Origin of the sequence: Parasulfitobacter algicola (genome assembly GCF_013315265.1) — a bacterium.
Taxonomy (GTDB): Bacteria; Pseudomonadota; Alphaproteobacteria; order Rhodobacterales; family Rhodobacteraceae; genus Parasulfitobacter; species Parasulfitobacter algicola.
The window spans coordinates 345,001-363,681 of record NZ_JABUFE010000001.1; the positions used below are offsets into that span (position 1 = coordinate 345,001).

An 18,681-nucleotide genomic window follows, 5' to 3' on the forward strand; every position below is an offset into this window, starting at 1 on the left:
AGTGAAGGGTATGTTCCCACGCGTTACTAACCCGTCCGCCGCTCCCACCGAAGTGAGCGCTCGACTTGCATGTGTTAGGCGTGCCGCCAGCGTTCGTTCTGAGCCAGGATCAAACTCTCAAGTTGAAAAGCTATTGCTAGCTTATCCTTGACGTTCGAACCTCTGCACATCGTCCCGTTGTTCAAACGGGACAGTCATCTGTTTGATGTGCTTCAGGTTTCATAAGAAACCGAAAGCCGTTCAAACAGTGAAGCTGACCTTACATTATCGGGCCGAAACCCTAGTAAGTCGATATGAAGAGGTTGATCCATCGAATGAACCAAACCGCCCACATATCTCTTCAGTGTCTATCAATTTCAAAGAGCGTAGAGACAAAAGTGACTGGATGCGCCCTAACTTATTTGGCGCGCCCCGCCTCATCTATCTCTGTTTTTTGTTTGCCTCCCGAACCGTGCGGCCCGCTTGGCGTTCCCGACTAGCACCATCAGCGCCGCCGGTGAAGGGGTATTTACGGAGAGTAGCGGGTGTCCGCAAGTGCTTTTTTGAAAAAAATGACATCTTTCTTCAAAAATCTCGTTTTTTCTTTATTTTCATATGGTTATGGAAACAATTATTCGTCGACCCAGGGTCACGACGCAATTTCATTAGTTAGCGCTAATGGCCTTACATACCATATATTGAGTTTTCCACAGCTCTATCCCCAGAACAGGGCTCAATTTAAGTGGAATCTTTAAGACTCAGTGGGTGATTCACCGAATTATGCGACGACTCTTTTGCGATTCCATCGGATTCGAGTCGCCAAAAGCGTCAAAATCGCGATCAGATAGGCAAAAGGCTCCAGCTGGAAACCTTTGGACAACATCACAAAGTGAATCGCCCCCAGCACAGCCGCTACATACGTCAGTTGATGAAGCCTGCGCCATTTTGCACCCAGCTTACGGATCGAGTAGTTATTCGATGTCACCGCAAGCGGGATCATCAGGATGAAGCCAATCATGCCAATCGTGATATAAGGACGTTTAATTATGTCAGCCCAGATCTGACTTAGTATCTGCACATCCAACACAAGCCAGACCAAAAGGTGCAGCAAGATATAAAAGAAAGTCAGCAGCCCGATGGCGCGGCGAAATTTGATCAGGTTCAAGCCAGCCCACTTTCGCAATGGGGTAATCGCAAGCCCGGCAATCAGCAGCTGCAAACCGATCAGACCCAAACGATGTTCCAACGCCTTGATGGGTTCCGCCCCCAGACCACCTGTGGCTCCGCTATAAATCAACCAAACCGCAGGAATAACGCCTACTATATACAAGGGCCACGCATGAATGCGACGGACCCCTTTATTCAACACATCAATCATTAGATAAATTTTGACAGATCCATATCGCGATAAAGATCAGCAACCTCTTTTTCATACCCATTAAACATCAACGTCGGCTGACGCTTTGCAAACAACCCGCCACCGATCTTGCGTTCGGTCGCCTGTGTCCACCTTGGGTGATCCACCTCGGGGTTCACATTACTATAGAAACCATATTCACGCGCGTTCGCCATATTCCAACTGGTCTTGGGCTGCGTGTCGGTCAGAGTGATCCGCACAATCGACTTGATCGATTTGAACCCATACTTCCACGGCACAACCAAACGGATCGGCGCGCCATTCTGATTAGGGATCGTTTTGCCATAGATACCTGTTGCCATCATCGTGAGCGGATGCATCGCTTCGTCCAGACGCAATCCTTCACGATAAGGCCAGTCCAAAACCGGATAAGCCACGCCGCGCATTTCATCGGGGCGATAGGCAGTTTCAAAGGCAACATATTTCGCATCACTTTGCACGCCGGCACGATCCAGCAGATCTTTCAGCTCAAACCCATCCCATGGCACCACCATTGACCACGCTTCCACACAGCGGAACCGATAGATGCGTTGTTCAACCGTCATCCCCTCCATGATCTGATCAAAGGAATAATCCCCGGGCCGATCAACCAGACCATCGATCTTGATGCTCCAGGGTTTTGTTGTCAGCGCACTGGCATAGCGCGCGGGGTCGCCTTTGTCGGTGCCAAATTCATAATAGTTGTTATAGCTGGTGATGTCTTCATAGCTGTTTGGTTCAAGTTCTTGTGCAAAGGCAGGGCCTGCGATCGCACCAACAGTCACACCGGCCATACCGGCCATAATCTGACGACGGTTTAAAAATGCCTGCCTTGGCGTGACATCATCCAAAGTCAGATCGTTTTTCCAGCGGTTGGCCATGCGTATATCCCTTATCGATTTTGCTTACTCTACTTAAATCAAGGTCATTGTCAGGCAAAACAAAGCCTTTTCACGAAGGCGTGCTGGGATTGTAACTTGGGTAAATCTGGTTCATCGGCACCGACGTCCCATCTGGCTGGACCAAACGAACATGGCGGCGGCGCATCTGGCGTGGCTCGGATACGCCAACAGAATGGGCGATCGTCTCTAATTCCTTGACGATTGAGGCCGCATAACGCGTGACCTTTATGTACTTATCTTCAACAACCAGACCCTTTTGAAGTCTTGGGTCATGGGTCGTGATCCCCGTTGGGCACGTGTTCTTGTTGCATTTCAATGCCTGAATACAGCCCAGCGCAAACATGAAACCACGGGCAGATGTTACAAAATCGGCGCCCGCTGCCATGGCCCATGCGATATCACCGGGATTGACCAGCTTGCCGCTGGCAATCAGGCGAATGCGATCTTTCAGCCCCGCTTCGTCGCGCAGATTTGCGATCAGCGGCAATGCTTCACGGATTGGCATACCAACCAAATCGATCAAGGGCATGGGTGCAGCACCGGTCCCCCCTTCGCCGCCATCAATTGTAATAAAGTCGGGCGCACTGTCGACCCCACGTTCATTTATAAGTTCGAACAGTTCCTGAAAGGGTTCGGGCGATCCGACAACTGTCTTAATGCCGACGGGTTTGCCAGTTATATCGCGCACGTGCGCGATGAAATCCAGAAGATCACTGAAATTATCGACCTCATGATGGCGGTTGGGCGAAATACTGTCCTGCGCCTTTGGGATTCCGCGAATTTCAGCGATCTCGGCGTTGATCTTGGCGCCAGGCAATATGCCCCCCTTGCCGGGCTTTGCGCCCTGGGCCAGCTTGATTTCGAACATCTTTACCTGATTGTGGGCCGCAACCTTGCGCAGCTGATCATCACACATGCGACCATCATCCGTTCGCACACCGTATTTTGCCGTGCCAATCTGAAATACAATATCAGCCCCACCTTCCAAATGATAAGGTGACAACGCCCCTTCGCCTGTGTTCATCCAGATCCCTGCGTCTTTGGCTCCACGGCTAAGCGCCAATACAGCTGGTTTGGAAATCGCGCCATAACTCATGCCCGAGATATTAAAGATAGAATGCGCCGTATAGGGGACGCGCGCGCCCGAACCGATCACCATAGGTTCGGTGCTGGCAAACTGATTATCTAACGGTGGAAACGCAGCATTTACAAAAATCGGCGTGCCCACAACGCTTAGATTGCGGGTTGATCCGAAAGCGACAGTATTGCCCATACCATCGCCTGCACGTTTTACCCATTCACGCTGCGCGCGGTTAAAGGGCAATTCTTCGCGGTCCATCGCAAAGAAATACTGTCTGAAGAATTCGCCCAATGTGGAAAACAGGTGCCTGAACCGCCCGATCACCGGATAGTTTCGACGGATCGCGTCATGGGTCTGAAATCTGTCAATTACAAACAGCACAATCGCCACGGCAACACCCACACCGATAACAAACACAAACCCCAATGCAAGAAATTGCAAAGCATAACCCGCGACATCCATGAAAACCATATTCAGACCTTTCCTGATCGCGTCAGTCTTGATCTGCAAAAACGGCAACGGCAAGCCCTTGTGATCATTCGGATCAATCACTCCAGATAAAATACACTGACAAATTTGTCATTTGAAACGCCAAATCAGCCCGGCTTAGTCGCGGTTTTAAATTCGTCAAACATGATCGGCGACTTTCCCCGCAGATCTAATCTGAAAACCGTGCCGTATATGTTTCGATGTCAGTGAAGACATTAACTTAGTGGGAGATACGAAATGCTTCGCAATACTTTCCTTGGCCTGACGGCCGCTGCTGTCATGGCAACATCTGTTTTTGCGATGGGTGAAAAAGATATCGTTGATACAGCAACCGACGCCGGTAGTTTTTCAACACTACTTGCAGCCGCTGAAGCCGCCGGCTTGGTCGAAACCCTGAAAGGCGATGGTCCTTTCACAATCTTCGCCCCAACAGATGATGCGTTCGCAGCATTGCCAGCAGGCACAGTAGAAGAGCTGCTGAAACCAGAAAACCAAGAGCAATTGGCGGCAATCCTGACATATCACGTTGTACCAGGCAAAGTGATGTCGACAGACCTATCAAACAATATGGAAGCCACAACTGTACAAGGTACAGACGTGACAATCATGACGGAAGGCGGCGTGACCGTTGAACAGGCCAATGTCGTAACTGCGGATATCGAAGCCTCGAACGGTGTGATCCATGTCATCGACGCAGTGATCTTGCCACAATAATCTGGGAACAAAACCAACAGCAGGCGCATTAATCTTTACTGCGCCTGTTTTTTTATTAACCAAGGGATGAGGGAAATACTCATGAAAAGACGTACAACACTGAAATCACTGGCTGCCGTCGGTGTACTTGCAATGGTTGCTGCCTGTGCAAGCCCGAAGATGGAAAAATCAAACGACATCGTTGATGTTGCATCTGCAAATAGCGATTTTTCAACGCTGGTCGCTGCTGTTTCAGCCGCTGATTTGGTCGACACCCTGAAAAGCGATGGTCCTTTTACTGTTTTCGCGCCGACGAATGCTGCGTTTGATGCACTGCCAGCTGGTACTGTTGAAAACCTTCTAAAGCCAGAAAACAAAGATCAGCTGACAGCCATTCTCACCTATCACGTTGTACCAGGTGTTGCGACATCAAATGACCTTGTCGGGAAACGTACTGGCGTTCTAACAGCCAACGGACAATCCGTTCGTGTTGATGGTCGTCGCGGTGTTCGTGTGAATGATGCAAACGTTGTTTCTGCAGATATTATGGCAGACAATGGCGTGATCCACGTGATCGACAAAGTCTTGTTGCCACGATAAAAAAATCAGCCCCCACTTGCGAAAAGTGGGGGCTTTTTCTTAGTGCAGAACCGCATCTTCCGGCGGTTGCCGGTTTGAGTTTGACACACGATCACCAACAATCAAACCATCTGAACCTGCCGATACAGTAATTGTATCACCATCAACGATATCACCAGACAGCAGCATTTCGGCCAATTGATCCTGCAACGCGCGTTGAATTACACGTTTCAACGGACGCGCACCAAACACAGGATCATAACCTTCGTCCGCCAGCCATTTCCGCGCGCCATCATCCAACTGCAGATCAATTTTACGATCTGCCAGACGCTTGAGTAACCGAGCCAGCTGAATATCAACAATGCCAGCCATGTCGCCCCGTGCCAGACGATCAAATATGATTGTCTCATCCAGACGGTTCAAGAACTCTGGTCGGAAATGTGCCCGCACAGCATCCATCACATCACGTTTGGCATCTGAACTGTCAGATCCATCGGGCAATTGGCTAAGCGCCTGCGCCCCAAGGTTTGAGGTCAGGATAATTAGTGTCTGCTTAAAATCCACAGTGCGCCCCTGACCATCGGTCAGTTGGCCATCATCCAAAACCTGCAACAACACATTGAAAACATCCGGATGCGCCTTTTCGACTTCATCAAACAGGACAACCTGATAGGGCCTGCGCCTCACGGCCTCGGTCAGCACACCACCTTCGTCGTAACCGACATAGCCAGGGGGCGCCCCGATCAGACGGGCGACGGCGTGTTTTTCCATGAACTCGGACATATCAATCCGAACCATCGCATTGTCGTCATCAAACAGATATTCGGCGACGGCCTTGGTTAACTCGGTCTTGCCAACACCCGTTGGCCCAAGAAACAGAAAGCTACCCAATGGACGGTTTTCGTCGTTCAGACCTGCGCGCGCGCGGCGCACTGCATTGGCCACAGCCGTCACCGCCTGTTTCTGGCCGATCACCCGCTTGCCGATTTCCTCTTCCATCCGCAGCAGCTTTTCACGCTCGCCCTCCAGCATCTTGCTGGTGGGGATACCCGTCCAACGCTCAACCACGCTGGCGATCTGCTCGGGGCGCACGGCCTCTTCAACCATGATTTCGCTGTCTGATGCCTCAGCTTCAGACAGTTTTTTCTCAAGGTTCGGAATCACGCCGTAAGACAGCTCACCCGCCTTGGCCAGGTTGCCTTCACGCTTGGCGATGTCCAGCTCGGCCCGTGCACGATCCAACTGCTCTTTCAGATCACGCGCGCCTTCCAGTTTATCACGTTCTGACTGCCATTGCGCTGTCATCTCTGCTGATCTTTGCTGCAGATCAGACAGTTCTTTTTCCAACGTTTCCAGACGATCTTTGCTGGCTGTATCATCCTCTAGCCGCAATGCCTCTGCCTCGATCTGTTTTTGCAAGATCTCACGATCCAGCGCATCCAGTTCTTCGGGTTTACTATCGACTTCCATCCGCAAACGGCTGGCAGCTTCGTCCACCAGGTCGATAGCCTTATCTGGCAGAAAACGGTCTGTGATATAGCGATGACTTAGCGTCGCCGCTGCCACCAAGGCACTGTCACTGATCCGCACGCCGTGGTGCAGCTCATACTTTTCCTTGATGCCCCGCAAGATCGATACCGTATCTTCCACTGTCGGTTCCATGACCATCACAGGCTGAAACCGCCGCGCCAAAGCTGCGTCTTTTTCAACATGTTTGCGGTATTCGTCCAGCGTCGTCGCACCAATACAGTGTAATTCCCCCCGCGCCAAAGCAGGCTTCAGAAGGTTCGATGCATCCATCGCCCCATCCGCTTTGCCTGCACCAACCAAGGTGTGCATTTCGTCGATGAACAAAACAATTTCGCCCGCGGCAGAGGTAACTTCAGACAAAATCGCCTTCAGCCGTTCTTCAAACTCACCACGATACTTCGCGCCCGCGATCAATGACCCCATATCAAGCGACATCAATTTCTTGTTACGCAATGATTCTGGCACATCGCCATTCACAATCCGCAAAGCCAAACCTTCAGCAATCGCAGTTTTACCCACGCCGGGTTCGCCGATCAGAACCGGGTTGTTCTTGGTCCGGCGACTAAGAACCTGCATTGTGCGGCGAATTTCTTCGTCGCGACCAATGATTGGGTCAATCTTGCCCTCCTCGGCGGCCTCTGTCAGATCGCGCGCGTATTTCTTCAGCGCGTCATAGCCTTCTTCGGCGCTGGCGGTATCAGCCGTGCGCCCTTTGCGGATATCATTGATCGCAGCATTCAGTGCCTGCGCGTTCACGGCACCCGCATCTAAAGCATCCTTCGCTTTGGATTTCACCATGCTAAGTGCCATCAAAATACGTTCAACCGGGACAAAGCTGTCGCCCGCTTTTTTGGCGATCTTCTCGGCCTCATCCAGAACTTTAGCGGTGGTATTATCCAGATACACCTGTCCCGCATCACCGCTGACCTGCGGTTGTTTGGACAGTGCGGCATCAACCGCCTCAAGCACGCGGTCCGGCGCGCCACCTGCGCTTTTGATCAGATTGCTGGCCAGCCCCTGATCATCATCCATCAATGCTTTTAGCAAATGTTCAGGCCCAAGCCGCTGATGGCTTTCCCGCATTGCAATGGTCTGCGCAGCCTGAATAAACCCACGGGACCGTTCGGTGAACTTCTCTAAGTTCATCGTGTCTCTCCTTTTCGTTAAGCGCCCATGTGATTTGATGCCCGCCAAGCGGCACATCGGTTTTGGGCCTTATCCAAAAGATGGAGATCACAATTGCCAAATTCAAGATATTCAAGCAAAGGTTCGCGCAAGATTTTTCCAAGAAGGATAACAGATGCCTGATGACAGATTGATCGTCGCCCTTGATGTGCCTGACGCGCTTCGCGGATTACAGATGGCTGAACAAATCGGGAATGCTGTTTCTTTTTACAAGATCGGACTGGGCATGTTGACCGGTGGCGGATTGGCTTTGGCCAATGAGCTGAAACAAGATTATGGGAAACGTATTTTTCTGGATATGAAGCTGTTTGACATCGGCGCCACTGTCGAGGCCGCAGTGCGCGGGCTTGCGCAATTCGATCTAGATTTTCTGACAGTGCACGGTGATCCCCATGTCGTTCGCGCAGCACAAGAAGGCAAAGGGTCCAAAGATCTTAAAATTCTTGCTGTAACGATTTTGACCTCGCTAGATCGGGCCGATCTGGATGCAAGTTGTCTGAAAGCGGGCAATGTCCAAGATCTGGTTATCGAACGCGCAGTCAATGCATTCACGGCTGGTGCAGATGGCGTCATCGCATCCCCGCAAGAAGCTGCCTTGATCAGCGCTTTGCCGGAAGCAGCAGGCAAGTTGATCGTAACACCTGGTGTTCGTCCGGCAGGTGCAGGTCTTGGAGATCAAAAGCGGGTCGCAACGCCTACACAAGCGATCAGGGACGGCGCCGATCATATTGTTGTCGGACGCCCGATTTGGCAGGCACCAAACCCAAGATCAGCTGCAACGATGATATTGGACGAAATCGCAAATATCTAACGCATTATAAAATGAAAAAGCCCCGGACTGTATCCGGGGCAAAGCAAAAACACGTGCTTAGTCGTTAATATCTGTATCCCAGATTTTGACCTGACCATGCTTCAACTTAAAGGTTTTCTTTAGGCCGATCCAAGCCGCCAATGACGCCAGCGCAAAGATCACCAGCATCCAAGGCACTGTGCCGCCCACTAAGGCAGGTCCACCGATGACCAGCAAGATCGCAACGACAGCAGCCCCGATTGCAAAGCCCAGCAAAACAAATGCGGGCGCAATCACCTCAAGAATACCAAGGATCAGGGCCCCTGCGGCCCAAACCCACCATTGGAAGAAGTATTCGCTCATACTTTACCTCTTAGCATTTTAAAGGCATCACCAAAAGCTTCGATCGCATTGGCAGGCAGAACGATGGTCGACTTGCCAGTACCATTACCCAGCGCATTCAATGCCTCAACCTGTTTCAAGGCGACTTGATATTGCGCGGCCTCAAGTCCATTTTCCTGAATGGCCACAGCAACGACCTGCGTCGCATAAGCTTCGGCATCGGCCTGAACACGGCGGGCTTTCGCAGATTGTTCGGCTGCATAAAGTTCCGCATCTGCATTCAACTCGACCGAACGTTTTTTACCCTCGGCTTCGGTCACTTGTGCCTGTCACGCACGTTCGGCATTCAGCTGCTGCAACATCGCATCCCGCGTTGCCTGATCAAGGTTCACGTCCAAAAGTTCAGCGCGCGTAACCTCAACACCCCAGTCATCCACCGCATTTTCAATGGCGACTTGAATAGACGAGATTAGGCTTGAGCGGTTTGACTGAACTTCATCCAGTTCCATCTGGCCGATTTCAGCACGAACGATACCGGCGACAGTTGTTGCAATCGCGCCATCAATATCACGAATACGGTACACGGTCTTTTCAGGTTCAATAATACGATAAAAGACACTTGTGTCGACCTGAACCAGCACGTTGTCGGCAGTAATGGCGTCTTGGCTCATCGTGGGCAATTGGCGTTCAAGTATGGAAATCTTGTGCGCAACACGATCAAGGAAAGGAATGATAAAATTAATGCCTGGTCCAAGAACGGAACGCAGCCTGCCAAACCGTTCGACAACGTATTTTTCCGACTGCGGAACGATCCGTACGCCCAGAAAAATACAGACGATGACAAAGACAGCAAAAAGCAACAAAACAATGTTGTTGCCAAGAAAGTTTAATACGACTTCTTCAAAACTCATAGGGTGCATACTCCTGATTACACACCCTATATATGGTATCGATCACACGGATTTGAAGTGAAAGCCGCCTGTTGACACACTTGTCTTGTCCTTCATTGCACCCTGGACACACTCGGCAATAATGTCAGCCGTCAGCGAACTAAGCGTCCATCCAAGATGTCCATGGCCGGTGTTGTAAAATACACGTTCATTCTTTCCGCGACCGACATGCGGCATCATATTTGGCATCATCGGGCGTAATCCAGCCCAAGGGACTGCGTTTTCAGTTGAAACTGCCGGAAAATGCGTTTCACACCACCTGGCAAGCGGTGCGATCCTGTCTGCACGTATATCGCGATTTGCACCGTTGAATTCGGCTGTACCCGCAATTCTAAGCCGGTCTGGCCCCAGTCTAGCCGTTACAACTTTGGAATTATCATCTAACAACGACACATTTGGCGCAGCATCCTGGCTTATCTGATCAGGCATATTTACAGTAATCGAATACCCCTTCACAGGATAAATATTCACACGATCCCCTAAGGATTTCGCAATATCGCGGCTGGCCACACCTGCAGATACAACAACTGCGTCGAAAATCTGTGATCCACTGTTGCGCATCACTTTGGCCTTATTTTGTTCAACCAGCACATCTGACACATCTTCACCAAATGCAAATGTAACGCCCTGCTTTTCAAGCCAAGTGGCTAGTCCGACCGTGTATTTGTGAATATCGCCCGTTGCATCCGCTTCGGTCCAGAAACCGCCTGTGATATCCCCTTTTAAGGTTGGTTCAATCTCGCGCACTTCGTTTGCGGTCAGTTCCCGGCGTTCAACCCCGCCCTGTGCCAAGAGATCTGTTACCTTACGTCCATGGGCCAGGTCTTTTTCATTCTTATAAAAATGCATGATCCCGGCTGGCGAAAAATCAAAGTCAACATCGGCATGTTCTGCCATGTCCAAAAGAACTTTGCGCGCCATCACAGCCATTCTGGCCGTCTCAATGGTATTTTTACGGTATTTTGGAATATTCATCAAAAATTCCGCCATCCAACTGAACTTGTGCCAACTGGGTTTTGGATTAACCAACAGCGGGGCGTCAGACTGAAGCATCCATTTGATACCTTTGAAAACCGTCGTCCAAGTGTTCCAGACTTCGGCGTTGCTGGCACTGAGCTGGCCACCGTTTGCAAAACTGGTTTCCATGGCGGGGTATCTGTGGCGATCAAAGACCGTCACATCCATGCCCCGTTTATGCAATTGAAAAGCTGTCGTGACACCGGTTATTCCGGCGCCAATCACGGCGATATGTGACATTGTACACTCCTATGGGCATATCCATTTTGCCCACGCCCCCTCCGTATGTAACCTGAGAGATTCACTTGGCGCGATATGCGCAAAGCTTGCTCCTTCGGTGCGCCTTGCGGCGGCTCTTCGGAGTGTTGCAACCCAACCGGTCCTTGTGCCTGAGAGTTTACCGGGGCGGTTGCTCCTTCGGCGACGGCGACCGCGCTCTCCCGGCGGGGCTGTTCCTGTTGGGTGCATTGCATGATATTTGGATCAAAACAAATAAAATTCATACAAGATCAAGATGATTTTTGCGATAGTAACATGCGTGTGACGGTCTTATGACTGTCCACAAATAAGGGGAAAAAGATGCGACTGGTACGATACGGTGAAATGGGTCAGGAAAAGCCCGGCGTGATGGATGAAGCAGGTCAAATTCGCGATTTATCAAAGCTGTTTTCTGATATAACACCAGACGTCTTTGATGATATTTCTGCTATCAATCCTGCTGATTTTCCCGTAATAAACGGCACCCCGCGCTATGGTGTTCCCTTTCGTGGCATCAACAAAATTATCTGCATCGGATTGAACTATCACGATCATGCAGCCGAAACCGGCAAAGATGTCCCGTCAGAGCCGATTGTTTTCATGAAAGCGACCTCGGCCCTGAATGGCCCATATGATCCAATCCGCATTCCGCGTGGATCACAAAAATCCGATTGGGAAGTCGAATTGGGCGTCGTGATCGGCAAAGATACCAAATATGTCAGCGAAGAAAATGCATTGGATCATGTATTTGGCTATACATTGATCAACGATGTGTCAGAACGGCACTTTCAGGCTGAACGTGGCGGTCAATGGACCAAGGGCAAAAGCTGCGACACCTTTGCGCCTGTCGGACCATGGCTTGTCACCGCGGATGAAATCGCTGACCCACAAGATTTGAAACTGACAACCAAAGTCAACGATCAGATCATGCAAAACGGATCAACTGCGGACATGATTTTCAAGGTCGCGCATATTGTCAGCTATCTTAGCCAAATGATGCGGCTTGAACCGGGCGATATCATTGCAACTGGCACACCTGCCGGTGTTGCCGCCGGTATTAGACCGCCGCAGTTTTTAAAGCCTGGCGATCGGCTAGAGCTTAATATCGATGGCCTTGGCACACAACGATCCGTGATTGACGCGGACAGCTAATAGATTAAGCAGGGCTGCTGCCCACGGGCTCCAACGCCTCTAGCGGGCGACCTTTACCTTGTGCAATCTGCCCTGCAAGATCATTGATTGACTGTGCTTGGCGTTTGTCTGTGGACAGATCAGCAATCGACATAAGTGACTGGGAAATCTGAATGCGCTGATCTTGTGGCGTTGTTTCAGCGCCCGCAGCAACGGCTGCCGCCAATGCGCCCAGCTGCGTGTTCAAGGCCGCGTCCGTCAAATCCGCGCGCGCGATGCGATCCAATGCGTCTAGTGTTACTTTCTGGCATGCCGATCCACTTTGCCCGCAGACCGCTTGTACAGCGTTTGCATCAAAACCCAGACTTTGTGCAACAGCTTGATTGGCAAGCAAAGCCAGCACGGCCGCGATCAAATAGCCAAAACCCTGATTCACGTGCCGCACCTTTCAGATTTACCGCCTTGCACTTTTAAATCAGAACTTGGTTTATCGTTTATTAACGCTTCAATGGCCAAACGGTTAAATGTTTAACGATTTGTCCGAGTCGCTGAAACGCGCTGTTTTCGTATTTCTGGCTGTGATGCTTTTTGTCATCGCATTGGTCCAGATGGGCCGTGAATTGCGTGTCTTCACGACAGGTTTTTTATATCAAGATCAACCAATTCCGCTGTCAATGAACGGTCAACTTACAGTGCTGCATACATGCGAAAAGGTTATGTCCAGCCCCTATTCCAAGATGCAACCAACGGTGCAAATTGTGCAGATTTCAGAAAGCTGCAAGTCTTATGCGAGTCGCATTCTTGAAAAAACGCCTGCATTTTCGTTTGCACATTTAATTGCTGCCCAAGCATATTTTAATCTGGAAGATTATGAAAAATCACTGGCGTCGGTTGCGTTGTCAGAAAAATTTGCGCCCGGACCGCTTTGGCTGGTTGAGCGGCGCATCGATATTTTGATCAAAATCACAGCCACGCACACAGAGTTTATAGAAGACGCCTTCAGTCGCGACATTACCCGCCTTTTGCAATCAGACCGCGGCGCTGAATTTCTGTCTGACCGTCTGTACCTTCATCCAACAGCAAAGCCCATTGTGTTTGGTATGATTGAATATCAAAACCCAAAATTACAGCATCGCTTCTTATCCGCACTGCGCAGGGTTGCGTCATGAGCGATCTGTTTGCGTTCGAAGTTCATACTCCGCGCTGCAAAGCTGCGCAAAATCTGGATGAACGAAATCGTCAGCGCGCATTAAAGCAGCATCTGACATGGGTTTGCGGATTTGTCGTTATCGGCGCCCCGCTGATAATCGCCAGCAATCGCCCTGTATTTTGGTTATTTTGGATTACGGTTCTATCGCTTGCTTTCATCTATTATGTGATGCGAAGCCCTGCAAATTCTAATATATTCTCTGCTTTAAAAACGCATAAGATCTTGTTTTTCATTGGTGCGCTTTTGCCAACCACTGCGATATTTCAAGCCTTGGCAGGTCTTAGTTTGACGCCCGATGCCGCATTGTCGGGGGCAATGCGTCTGACAGGGTATCTTTTATTTTTCTTGCTGGTTCTGGAACTTGCCACCAAAAAGCAAAATGCCGAAGCTTTGCTTTGGGCGATATTTTTGGCAACCAGCGCGCATGCAATCTGGGCAATATTTGCGCTTGCTGTTCTAAATGATTTTGCGATCTGGGGTGAAAAAACGGCCTATGCCGGGGCAGCAACGGGTGTGTTCATCAATCGAAATACGTTTGCAATGTTTCTGGGTATGGGCCTTATCGCCGGGATACCGCTTGTTATTGCGCGCAGTACAAAAAGCGATGTTCTAAGCGCCAAGGGGCTTGAAAAGCTTTGTTTATGTGTCTGTCTTGGTGTCATTGCCATGTGCATCATCGCAACGCAGTCACGCATGGGCATTTTATCGACGTGTGTGGGCTGTCTGGTGTGCATATTTTGCCTGCAAAGACATAAAACGCTGCAATCTGTCCTGATCACCATCGGCATTTTTCTTGCTGGGCTTGTTGTCATGTTGCTTTTTTGGGGCGGCGATGTGTTTCAGCGGTTGGTATTCCTAAAGTTAGACCAAATAGACCGCAGCACACTGTATCTTCAGATGATCGATATGATTATCCAGCGTCCGTACATCGGATTTGGATTAAACAGCTTTCAATTGGCATTTGAACAGTTCCAGGCACCCCCGATGACCATGAATTTGGTATGGGAGTATGGTCATTCCAGTTATTTGACCAATTGGTTGGAATACGGTTTGATCATTGGAAGCCTGCCAATTGCGCTTGGGCTTATGGTCGTCTGTCGGTTGATCAAAAAAAATCAGATCACAGCGCCAGCCATTGCTTCGCTAAGCTTGTGTGCTGTTCACTCTACAGTCGATTTTGGGCTTGAGATCCCTGCAAACATGTTTGTTTTCCTTACATTAATCGGCATCGGGCTTGCCAGTTCGGATCGTAAAGGTGTTGATCAATGATTGCCCCTGCGCATCTTCCTTGGCGTCAACCCAAGCCTTCGCAATCTGCACGCAAGCGATTGGCTTTGTCCGAAATGCCTGCCGCCACATATGTGATTGGGGATATACACGGGCGCTTTGATCTGTACCGTGCCGTTGAAAACTGGATTGTGAACGATGCAAAACGCATTATGGGTCCCGCCCTTATAGTTGTGTTGGGTGATATGGTTGATCGCGGCTTAGATTCAGCCAATTTGCTGGATCATCTGATTGATCCCCCAGGGCCGGATCTGCAAAGACTGTGCTTGATGGGCAATCATGAACATATGATGCTTGAGTTTTTGGTAAACCCATCGCCCACATCGCCATGGCTGACGGCAGGCGGATGGAAAACGCTTCGCTCATACGGGATTATATCCAAGGCCGATATCAGCAAGGATGTGATTGATGAGTATATTCCTCAGTTCCACGTTGAATTCCTGCAAAATTTGCCAATCTGCCTGCAGGTCGGACCATATTTTCTGTCACACGCAGGGGCAGACCCCGAATACAATCTGAAAAATCAGCCAGAAGATGCATTGATATGGGGTACACACGGTGTGAAAGCCCACCCTGATACCATCATCGTCCATGGGCATACAGCCGTTGAAAGGGCGCGGAATTACAAAGACCGCATTGCACTGGATACACGCGCCTATGCCACGAATGTTTTAAGTGCTGTCAGGCTGATGCCGGATGCAAAGCCACTTTTCATTGAAACCGCACGCCACTCGCAAGGCAAAATAATAGGTGATCCACATGCAGGACACTGATCTTACATTAAAAGACGTCATAGGCATTGCAAAACGCCAATTTCGGCTGATTTTATTGACGGTTTTCTTATGCTTGACCCTGACATTGGTCTATTTGTTTTCGGTCACGCCAAAATACCGCGCGACGGCTTTGGTTCTGATAGATCCAGTTCAGCGCAACGTACTTGACCCCAGGCAACAGGCGTCAGTCGCGGGGTCCACAGAAAACGCGCGCGTCGAAAGCGAAGTCGAGATTCTGCGTTCAGCTGCAACGGCATTAGCAACAATTGAAAAAATAGGTCTTATAGCAGATCCTGAATTCGGGCCTCGCTTATCTTTGACCGACAAACTGAAACAGTCCGTTGGTGTAGCGCCAAGCAATGGGCAGACCGGGATCGCTTTGGTTCAAGATACCCTGTCCAAATTCAGAAACGCAATAACAGTCAAACGTCGCGGCCTGACATATCTGATCGCGGTTTCAGTTGACGCAGAAAACCCGGATCGGGCCGCAAGTTTAGCAAATGCCGTGGCTGAAACCTATATCGACCGGCAATTGCAGGCCAAAATTGCCAGTTCTTTCCGGGCGCGTGATATTCTTAAGGAACAAACAGATCGAGCCAGTGAAAATCTAACCCAGACAGAGGATGCGTTGGACGCATTTATTGTCGAAAACCTGGATCAATTTACAGCCGAAAGCAGCGCGCAGGCGTTGCGCGAGCTTCAGATACAATTGGATCAAGCCAACAAGAATCGTCTTCAGGCAAAAGCAAGGGCGGACAGGGTGCAAATTGCACGTGAAACGGGCAATTGGGATAGCTTTTCAGAAACCCTTGGAAATACAGCATTGCAATCATTGGCAGCCGAGCGCGCTGAATTACAGCGCAGATTGTCACAAATCACGACCAATACAGCCGAAAACGTCAATTTGCGCGCTGAAATCCGCAAGATCGAAGAAACGCTTGATAAAAATGTGGCAGAAAGTCTGAACGGACTTCGGGACGAAATCGCGCAATTTGATAGGGACGCGGACAAGTACACGGACCAAATTCGCCAGTCCGTGCTGCAAGGGCAGATGTCATCGCAAATGGTAACCCGGGTCTTTTCGCTACAACAAGAAGCCGCCATCGCGCGCAATCAATATCAGGCGCTTTTATCCCGATTGCGGGACCTGGAAGCACAAGCCACAGCACAGATCGCCGACAGTAGAATCGTATCTGAAGCTTTGCCACCCAGATCAGCCGGTAGTCCGCAAAAAACAAAGATCCTTGTGCTTGCCTTTGCAGTCGCGATCGGGTTGGGCATAGGGCTGGCTTTTCTGAATGAATATTATATCGGCGGGATCACGTCTGCTGCACAGTTGCGCAATATTACTCAAGCATCACGTGTGACAAGCATCCCTGCAATTGGTGGATCCGGGTTGGCTGCGGATCAAATCATAGACGTACCACTGTCTGCCTATTCTGAAGCCGTGCGCAGGCTAAGATCTGAAATCGATATAACCACAGGCAAAACTGAAACACGGGGAAAAGTTGTACTTGTTGCGTCGGCCATTCCATCCGAAGGTAAATCAACGACCGCACTGGCATTGGCACGCACGTATGCCATGTCGGGCAAAGATGTTTTGTTGATTGATTGCGATCTTCGAAAGCCCAGTCTGCACACTCAGCTGAATATGTCGCCAGACAGCGGGTTTCTGGATTATCTGCAAAACCCGATGCCAAGCGGTGCCGAACAGCCAAGTTTTTATGACCGCGACCCGCGCAGTGATGCAGCTGTGATCATGGGTGCCGGCGGCAGTGATATTCCCACTGATCAACTGCTGGCATCAAACGTCTTTGACAAATTGATCCGTGACGCACGCAATGTCGTCGACGTCATTATTCTGGACACCGCGCCACTGCTGTCCGTGGTCGACACCCGCTATATCGCACATCATGCTGATATTGCTGTGATGTCGGTGCGGTTTGGACAGACACCGCAAGCCGATGTTCGTACAGCTATGGCAGAGCTGAAGCAGCTTGTTAAAAAGGACGTACCCATAATCAACGTGCTTAATCTGGAACAAACATCAAAAGATCGCCGGCGGCTTCAGGGATATTACGTCGACGCCTGATACGTCACACATCAGTATTGGTTCGCAGATGATCCATTATACGTACCAATTCCGCACTAATGCCCGGCTCTGACAAGGCATGCCCGGCCCGTGCAATCATACGCAGGTCCGCATTGGGCCAGCGCTTGGCCAATTCCCACGCAGATTTGGGCGGGCAAATCATATCATAACGACCCTGCACGATATATCCGGGGATATTCTTGATGCGGTCTATACTTTCAAGGATCTGACCATCAGTATCCAAAAAGCCGTTATTGATAAAATAGTGATTTTCCAGACGTGCAAAAGCGCGGGCATAATCTGCAGGGCTTTCTCCGACCATGCCGTCACTGTTGATAGATGCAAGCGCATTTTCCCAAGCCGCCCAGGCGCGGGCAAAGCGGGTTTCCAGCATCATATCCCCTGAAAAAAGCCGCCTGTTATAGGCTGCGATCAGGTTATCATGCTCATCCTCGGGGATCAGATTTGTAAAGCGCGACCAAATATCAGGATAGAAACGGCCTGCTCCGCCCCCATAAAACCAATCAAGTTCTGCCTGCGTCATCAGGAAAACGCCGCGCAGAATCAAACAAGCCGTGTGATCGGGATGGCTTTGCGCATAAAGCAGCGAAAGCGTTGCGCCCCAACTGCCGCCAAAAACCATCCAGCGTTCAATCTTCAGAACTGTGCGAATCTTTTCGATATCATCGATCAAATCCCATGTGGTGTTGTTTTCGACACTTGCATGGGGTCGTGATCTGCCGCAGCCGCGCTGATCGAACAAAATAATGCGATACACATCCGGGTCGAAATAACGCCGCATCGCCGGGCTGCAGCCACCACCAGGACCACCATGAAGAACGATGACAGGCACGCCTTTGGGATTGCCACATTGTTCAACATAAAGCTTGTGGCCCGCCCCAACATCAAGCATCCGTTGATCAAACGGATCAATTTGCGGATAAAGATATTGCGTTGCGCGCTTATGATCAGCGTTTTTGTCCATAAATGACCTATA

At 50.2% G+C, this 18,681-nt stretch carries 16 protein-coding genes, 1 rRNA gene, 1 pseudogene and 1 riboswitch (1 of these 19 only partly in view); of the genes and pseudogenes, 8 read left to right on the forward strand and 10 right to left on the reverse strand.

Going from position 1 to position 18,681, the window contains the following annotated elements:
* The 4 genes from HRQ87_RS01710 to HRQ87_RS01725 form a co-directional block, all read right to left on the reverse strand.
* A 16S ribosomal RNA gene (locus HRQ87_RS01710) occupies positions 1-125 on the reverse strand (it extends 1,340 nt beyond the left edge of the window).
* Between the two features lie 632 nt (positions 126-757).
* Positions 758-1,357, reverse strand: a complete 600-nt coding sequence (gene msrQ, locus HRQ87_RS01715) for a protein-methionine-sulfoxide reductase heme-binding subunit MsrQ (RefSeq protein WP_174134615.1) — start codon at positions 1,355-1,357, stop codon at positions 758-760.
* Positions 1,357-2,256, reverse strand: coding sequence for a protein-methionine-sulfoxide reductase catalytic subunit MsrP (gene msrP, locus HRQ87_RS01720; protein WP_174134616.1), 900 nt, complete (start codon positions 2,254-2,256; stop codon positions 1,357-1,359). Before msrP ends, msrQ begins: the two co-directional genes overlap by 1 nt.
* Positions 2,257-2,326: 70 nt before the next feature.
* Positions 2,327-3,820, reverse strand: a complete 1,494-nt coding sequence (locus tag HRQ87_RS01725) for an FMN-binding glutamate synthase family protein (RefSeq protein ID WP_174135357.1) — start codon at positions 3,818-3,820, stop codon at positions 2,327-2,329.
* 264 nt (positions 3,821-4,084) lie between these two features.
* Here HRQ87_RS01725 and HRQ87_RS01730 point away from each other — a divergent pair, with 264 nt between their 5' ends.
* Both HRQ87_RS01730 and HRQ87_RS01735 read left to right on the forward strand, forming a co-directional pair.
* Complete coding sequence (locus HRQ87_RS01730) at positions 4,085-4,561, forward strand: fasciclin domain-containing protein (RefSeq protein WP_174134617.1); 477 nt, start codon at positions 4,085-4,087, stop codon at positions 4,559-4,561.
* A gap of 81 nt (positions 4,562-4,642) precedes the next feature.
* Complete coding sequence (locus HRQ87_RS01735) at positions 4,643-5,140, forward strand: fasciclin domain-containing protein (protein WP_174134618.1); 498 nt, start codon at positions 4,643-4,645, stop codon at positions 5,138-5,140.
* 39 nt (positions 5,141-5,179) lie between these two features.
* On the opposite strand, the gene clpB is transcribed toward HRQ87_RS01735, so the two are convergent.
* Positions 5,180-7,795, reverse strand: coding sequence for an ATP-dependent chaperone ClpB (gene clpB, locus HRQ87_RS01740; protein WP_174134619.1), 2,616 nt, complete (start codon positions 7,793-7,795; stop codon positions 5,180-5,182).
* Positions 7,796-7,949: 154 nt separating this feature from the next.
* On the opposite strand from clpB, the gene pyrF reads away from it, so the two are divergent.
* Positions 7,950-8,645 carry an orotidine-5'-phosphate decarboxylase gene (pyrF, locus tag HRQ87_RS01745; RefSeq protein ID WP_174134620.1) on the forward strand — a complete coding sequence of 232 codons (696 nt, stop codon included), beginning with the start codon at positions 7,950-7,952 and terminating at the stop codon, positions 8,643-8,645.
* Positions 8,646-8,702: 57 nt separating this feature from the next.
* On the opposite strand, the gene HRQ87_RS01750 is transcribed toward pyrF, so the two are convergent.
* The 3 genes and pseudogenes from HRQ87_RS01750 to HRQ87_RS01760 all read right to left on the reverse strand — a co-directional run bounded on the left by HRQ87_RS01750 (position 8,703) and on the right by HRQ87_RS01760 (position 11,173).
* The gene (locus tag HRQ87_RS01750; protein WP_174134621.1) at positions 8,703-8,987 is read right to left on the reverse strand and encodes an NfeD family protein; all 285 of its coding nucleotides are present in this window, start codon (positions 8,985-8,987) and stop codon (positions 8,703-8,705) included.
* Positions 8,984-9,877, reverse strand: a pseudogene (locus HRQ87_RS01755) (SPFH domain-containing protein). Before HRQ87_RS01755 ends, HRQ87_RS01750 begins: the two are co-directional and overlap by 4 nt.
* A gap of 42 nt (positions 9,878-9,919) precedes the next feature.
* Complete coding sequence (locus HRQ87_RS01760; protein WP_174134622.1) at positions 9,920-11,173, reverse strand: D-amino acid dehydrogenase; 1,254 nt, start codon at positions 11,171-11,173, stop codon at positions 9,920-9,922.
* Between the two features lie 127 nt (positions 11,174-11,300).
* A riboswitch (glycine riboswitch) is annotated at positions 11,301-11,386 on the reverse strand.
* 126 nt (positions 11,387-11,512) lie between these two features.
* On the opposite strand from HRQ87_RS01760, the gene HRQ87_RS01765 reads away from it, so the two are divergent.
* The gene (locus HRQ87_RS01765) at positions 11,513-12,343 is read left to right on the forward strand and encodes a fumarylacetoacetate hydrolase family protein (protein ID WP_174134623.1); all 831 of its coding nucleotides are present in this window, start codon (positions 11,513-11,515) and stop codon (positions 12,341-12,343) included.
* 4 nt (positions 12,344-12,347) lie between these two features.
* On the opposite strand, the gene HRQ87_RS01770 is transcribed toward HRQ87_RS01765, so the two are convergent.
* Positions 12,348-12,758, reverse strand: coding sequence for a hypothetical protein (locus tag HRQ87_RS01770; protein WP_174134624.1), 411 nt, complete (start codon positions 12,756-12,758; stop codon positions 12,348-12,350).
* Between the two features lie 88 nt (positions 12,759-12,846).
* On the opposite strand from HRQ87_RS01770, the gene HRQ87_RS01775 reads away from it, so the two are divergent.
* Genes HRQ87_RS01775 through HRQ87_RS01790 form a run of 4 tightly spaced genes read left to right on the forward strand, consistent with a single transcriptional unit; the run spans position 12,847 to position 17,684 of the window.
* Complete coding sequence (locus HRQ87_RS01775; protein ID WP_174134625.1) at positions 12,847-13,491, forward strand: hypothetical protein; 645 nt, start codon at positions 12,847-12,849, stop codon at positions 13,489-13,491.
* Positions 13,488-14,801, forward strand: a complete 1,314-nt coding sequence (locus HRQ87_RS01780) for an O-antigen ligase family protein (protein WP_174134626.1) — start codon at positions 13,488-13,490, stop codon at positions 14,799-14,801. The genes HRQ87_RS01775 and HRQ87_RS01780 overlap by 4 nt, the downstream gene beginning before the upstream one ends.
* Positions 14,798-15,592 (forward strand): metallophosphoesterase, encoded by a 795-nt coding sequence (locus HRQ87_RS01785; RefSeq protein ID WP_174134627.1) that lies wholly within the window; start codon positions 14,798-14,800, stop codon positions 15,590-15,592. The genes HRQ87_RS01780 and HRQ87_RS01785 overlap by 4 nt, the downstream gene beginning before the upstream one ends.
* Positions 15,579-17,684, forward strand: a complete 2,106-nt coding sequence (locus HRQ87_RS01790) for a GumC family protein (RefSeq protein WP_174134629.1) — start codon at positions 15,579-15,581, stop codon at positions 17,682-17,684. Before HRQ87_RS01785 ends, HRQ87_RS01790 begins: the two co-directional genes overlap by 14 nt.
* Positions 17,685-17,688: 4 nt before the next feature.
* Here the strand turns inward: HRQ87_RS01790 and pip are convergent, their stop codons facing one another.
* The gene (gene pip / locus HRQ87_RS01795) at positions 17,689-18,669 is read right to left on the reverse strand and encodes a prolyl aminopeptidase (RefSeq protein WP_174134630.1); all 981 of its coding nucleotides are present in this window, start codon (positions 18,667-18,669) and stop codon (positions 17,689-17,691) included.
* Positions 18,670-18,681: the final 12 nt, after the last annotated feature.

Coding starts and splice junctions, on each gene's coding strand:
- HRQ87_RS01750 (WP_174134621.1), bottom strand. CDS start 8,987: ATGAGCGAATACTTCTTCCAATGGTGGGTTTGGGCCGCAGGGGCCCTG.
- HRQ87_RS01725 (WP_174135357.1), bottom strand. CDS start 3,820: ATGGATGTCGCGGGTTATGCTTTGCAATTTCTTGCATTGGGGTTTGTG.
- HRQ87_RS01765 (WP_174134623.1), top strand. CDS start 11,513: ATGCGACTGGTACGATACGGTGAAATGGGTCAGGAAAAGCCCGGCGTG.
- HRQ87_RS01730 (WP_174134617.1), top strand. CDS start 4,085: ATGCTTCGCAATACTTTCCTTGGCCTGACGGCCGCTGCTGTCATGGCA.
- HRQ87_RS01735 (WP_174134618.1), top strand. CDS start 4,643: ATGAAAAGACGTACAACACTGAAATCACTGGCTGCCGTCGGTGTACTT.
- pip (WP_174134630.1), bottom strand. CDS start 18,669: ATGGACAAAAACGCTGATCATAAGCGCGCAACGCAATATCTTTATCCG.
- HRQ87_RS01760 (WP_174134622.1), bottom strand. CDS start 11,173: ATGTCACATATCGCCGTGATTGGCGCCGGAATAACCGGTGTCACGACA.
- HRQ87_RS01775 (WP_174134625.1), top strand. CDS start 12,847: ATGTTTAACGATTTGTCCGAGTCGCTGAAACGCGCTGTTTTCGTATTT.
- HRQ87_RS01785 (WP_174134627.1), top strand. CDS start 14,798: ATGATTGCCCCTGCGCATCTTCCTTGGCGTCAACCCAAGCCTTCGCAA.
- msrP (WP_174134616.1), bottom strand. CDS start 2,256: ATGGCCAACCGCTGGAAAAACGATCTGACTTTGGATGATGTCACGCCA.
- clpB (WP_174134619.1), bottom strand. CDS start 7,795: ATGAACTTAGAGAAGTTCACCGAACGGTCCCGTGGGTTTATTCAGGCT.
- HRQ87_RS01780 (WP_174134626.1), top strand. CDS start 13,488: ATGAGCGATCTGTTTGCGTTCGAAGTTCATACTCCGCGCTGCAAAGCT.
- HRQ87_RS01790 (WP_174134629.1), top strand. CDS start 15,579: ATGCAGGACACTGATCTTACATTAAAAGACGTCATAGGCATTGCAAAA.
- msrQ (WP_174134615.1), bottom strand. CDS start 1,357: ATGATTGATGTGTTGAATAAAGGGGTCCGTCGCATTCATGCGTGGCCC.
- pyrF (WP_174134620.1), top strand. CDS start 7,950: ATGCCTGATGACAGATTGATCGTCGCCCTTGATGTGCCTGACGCGCTT.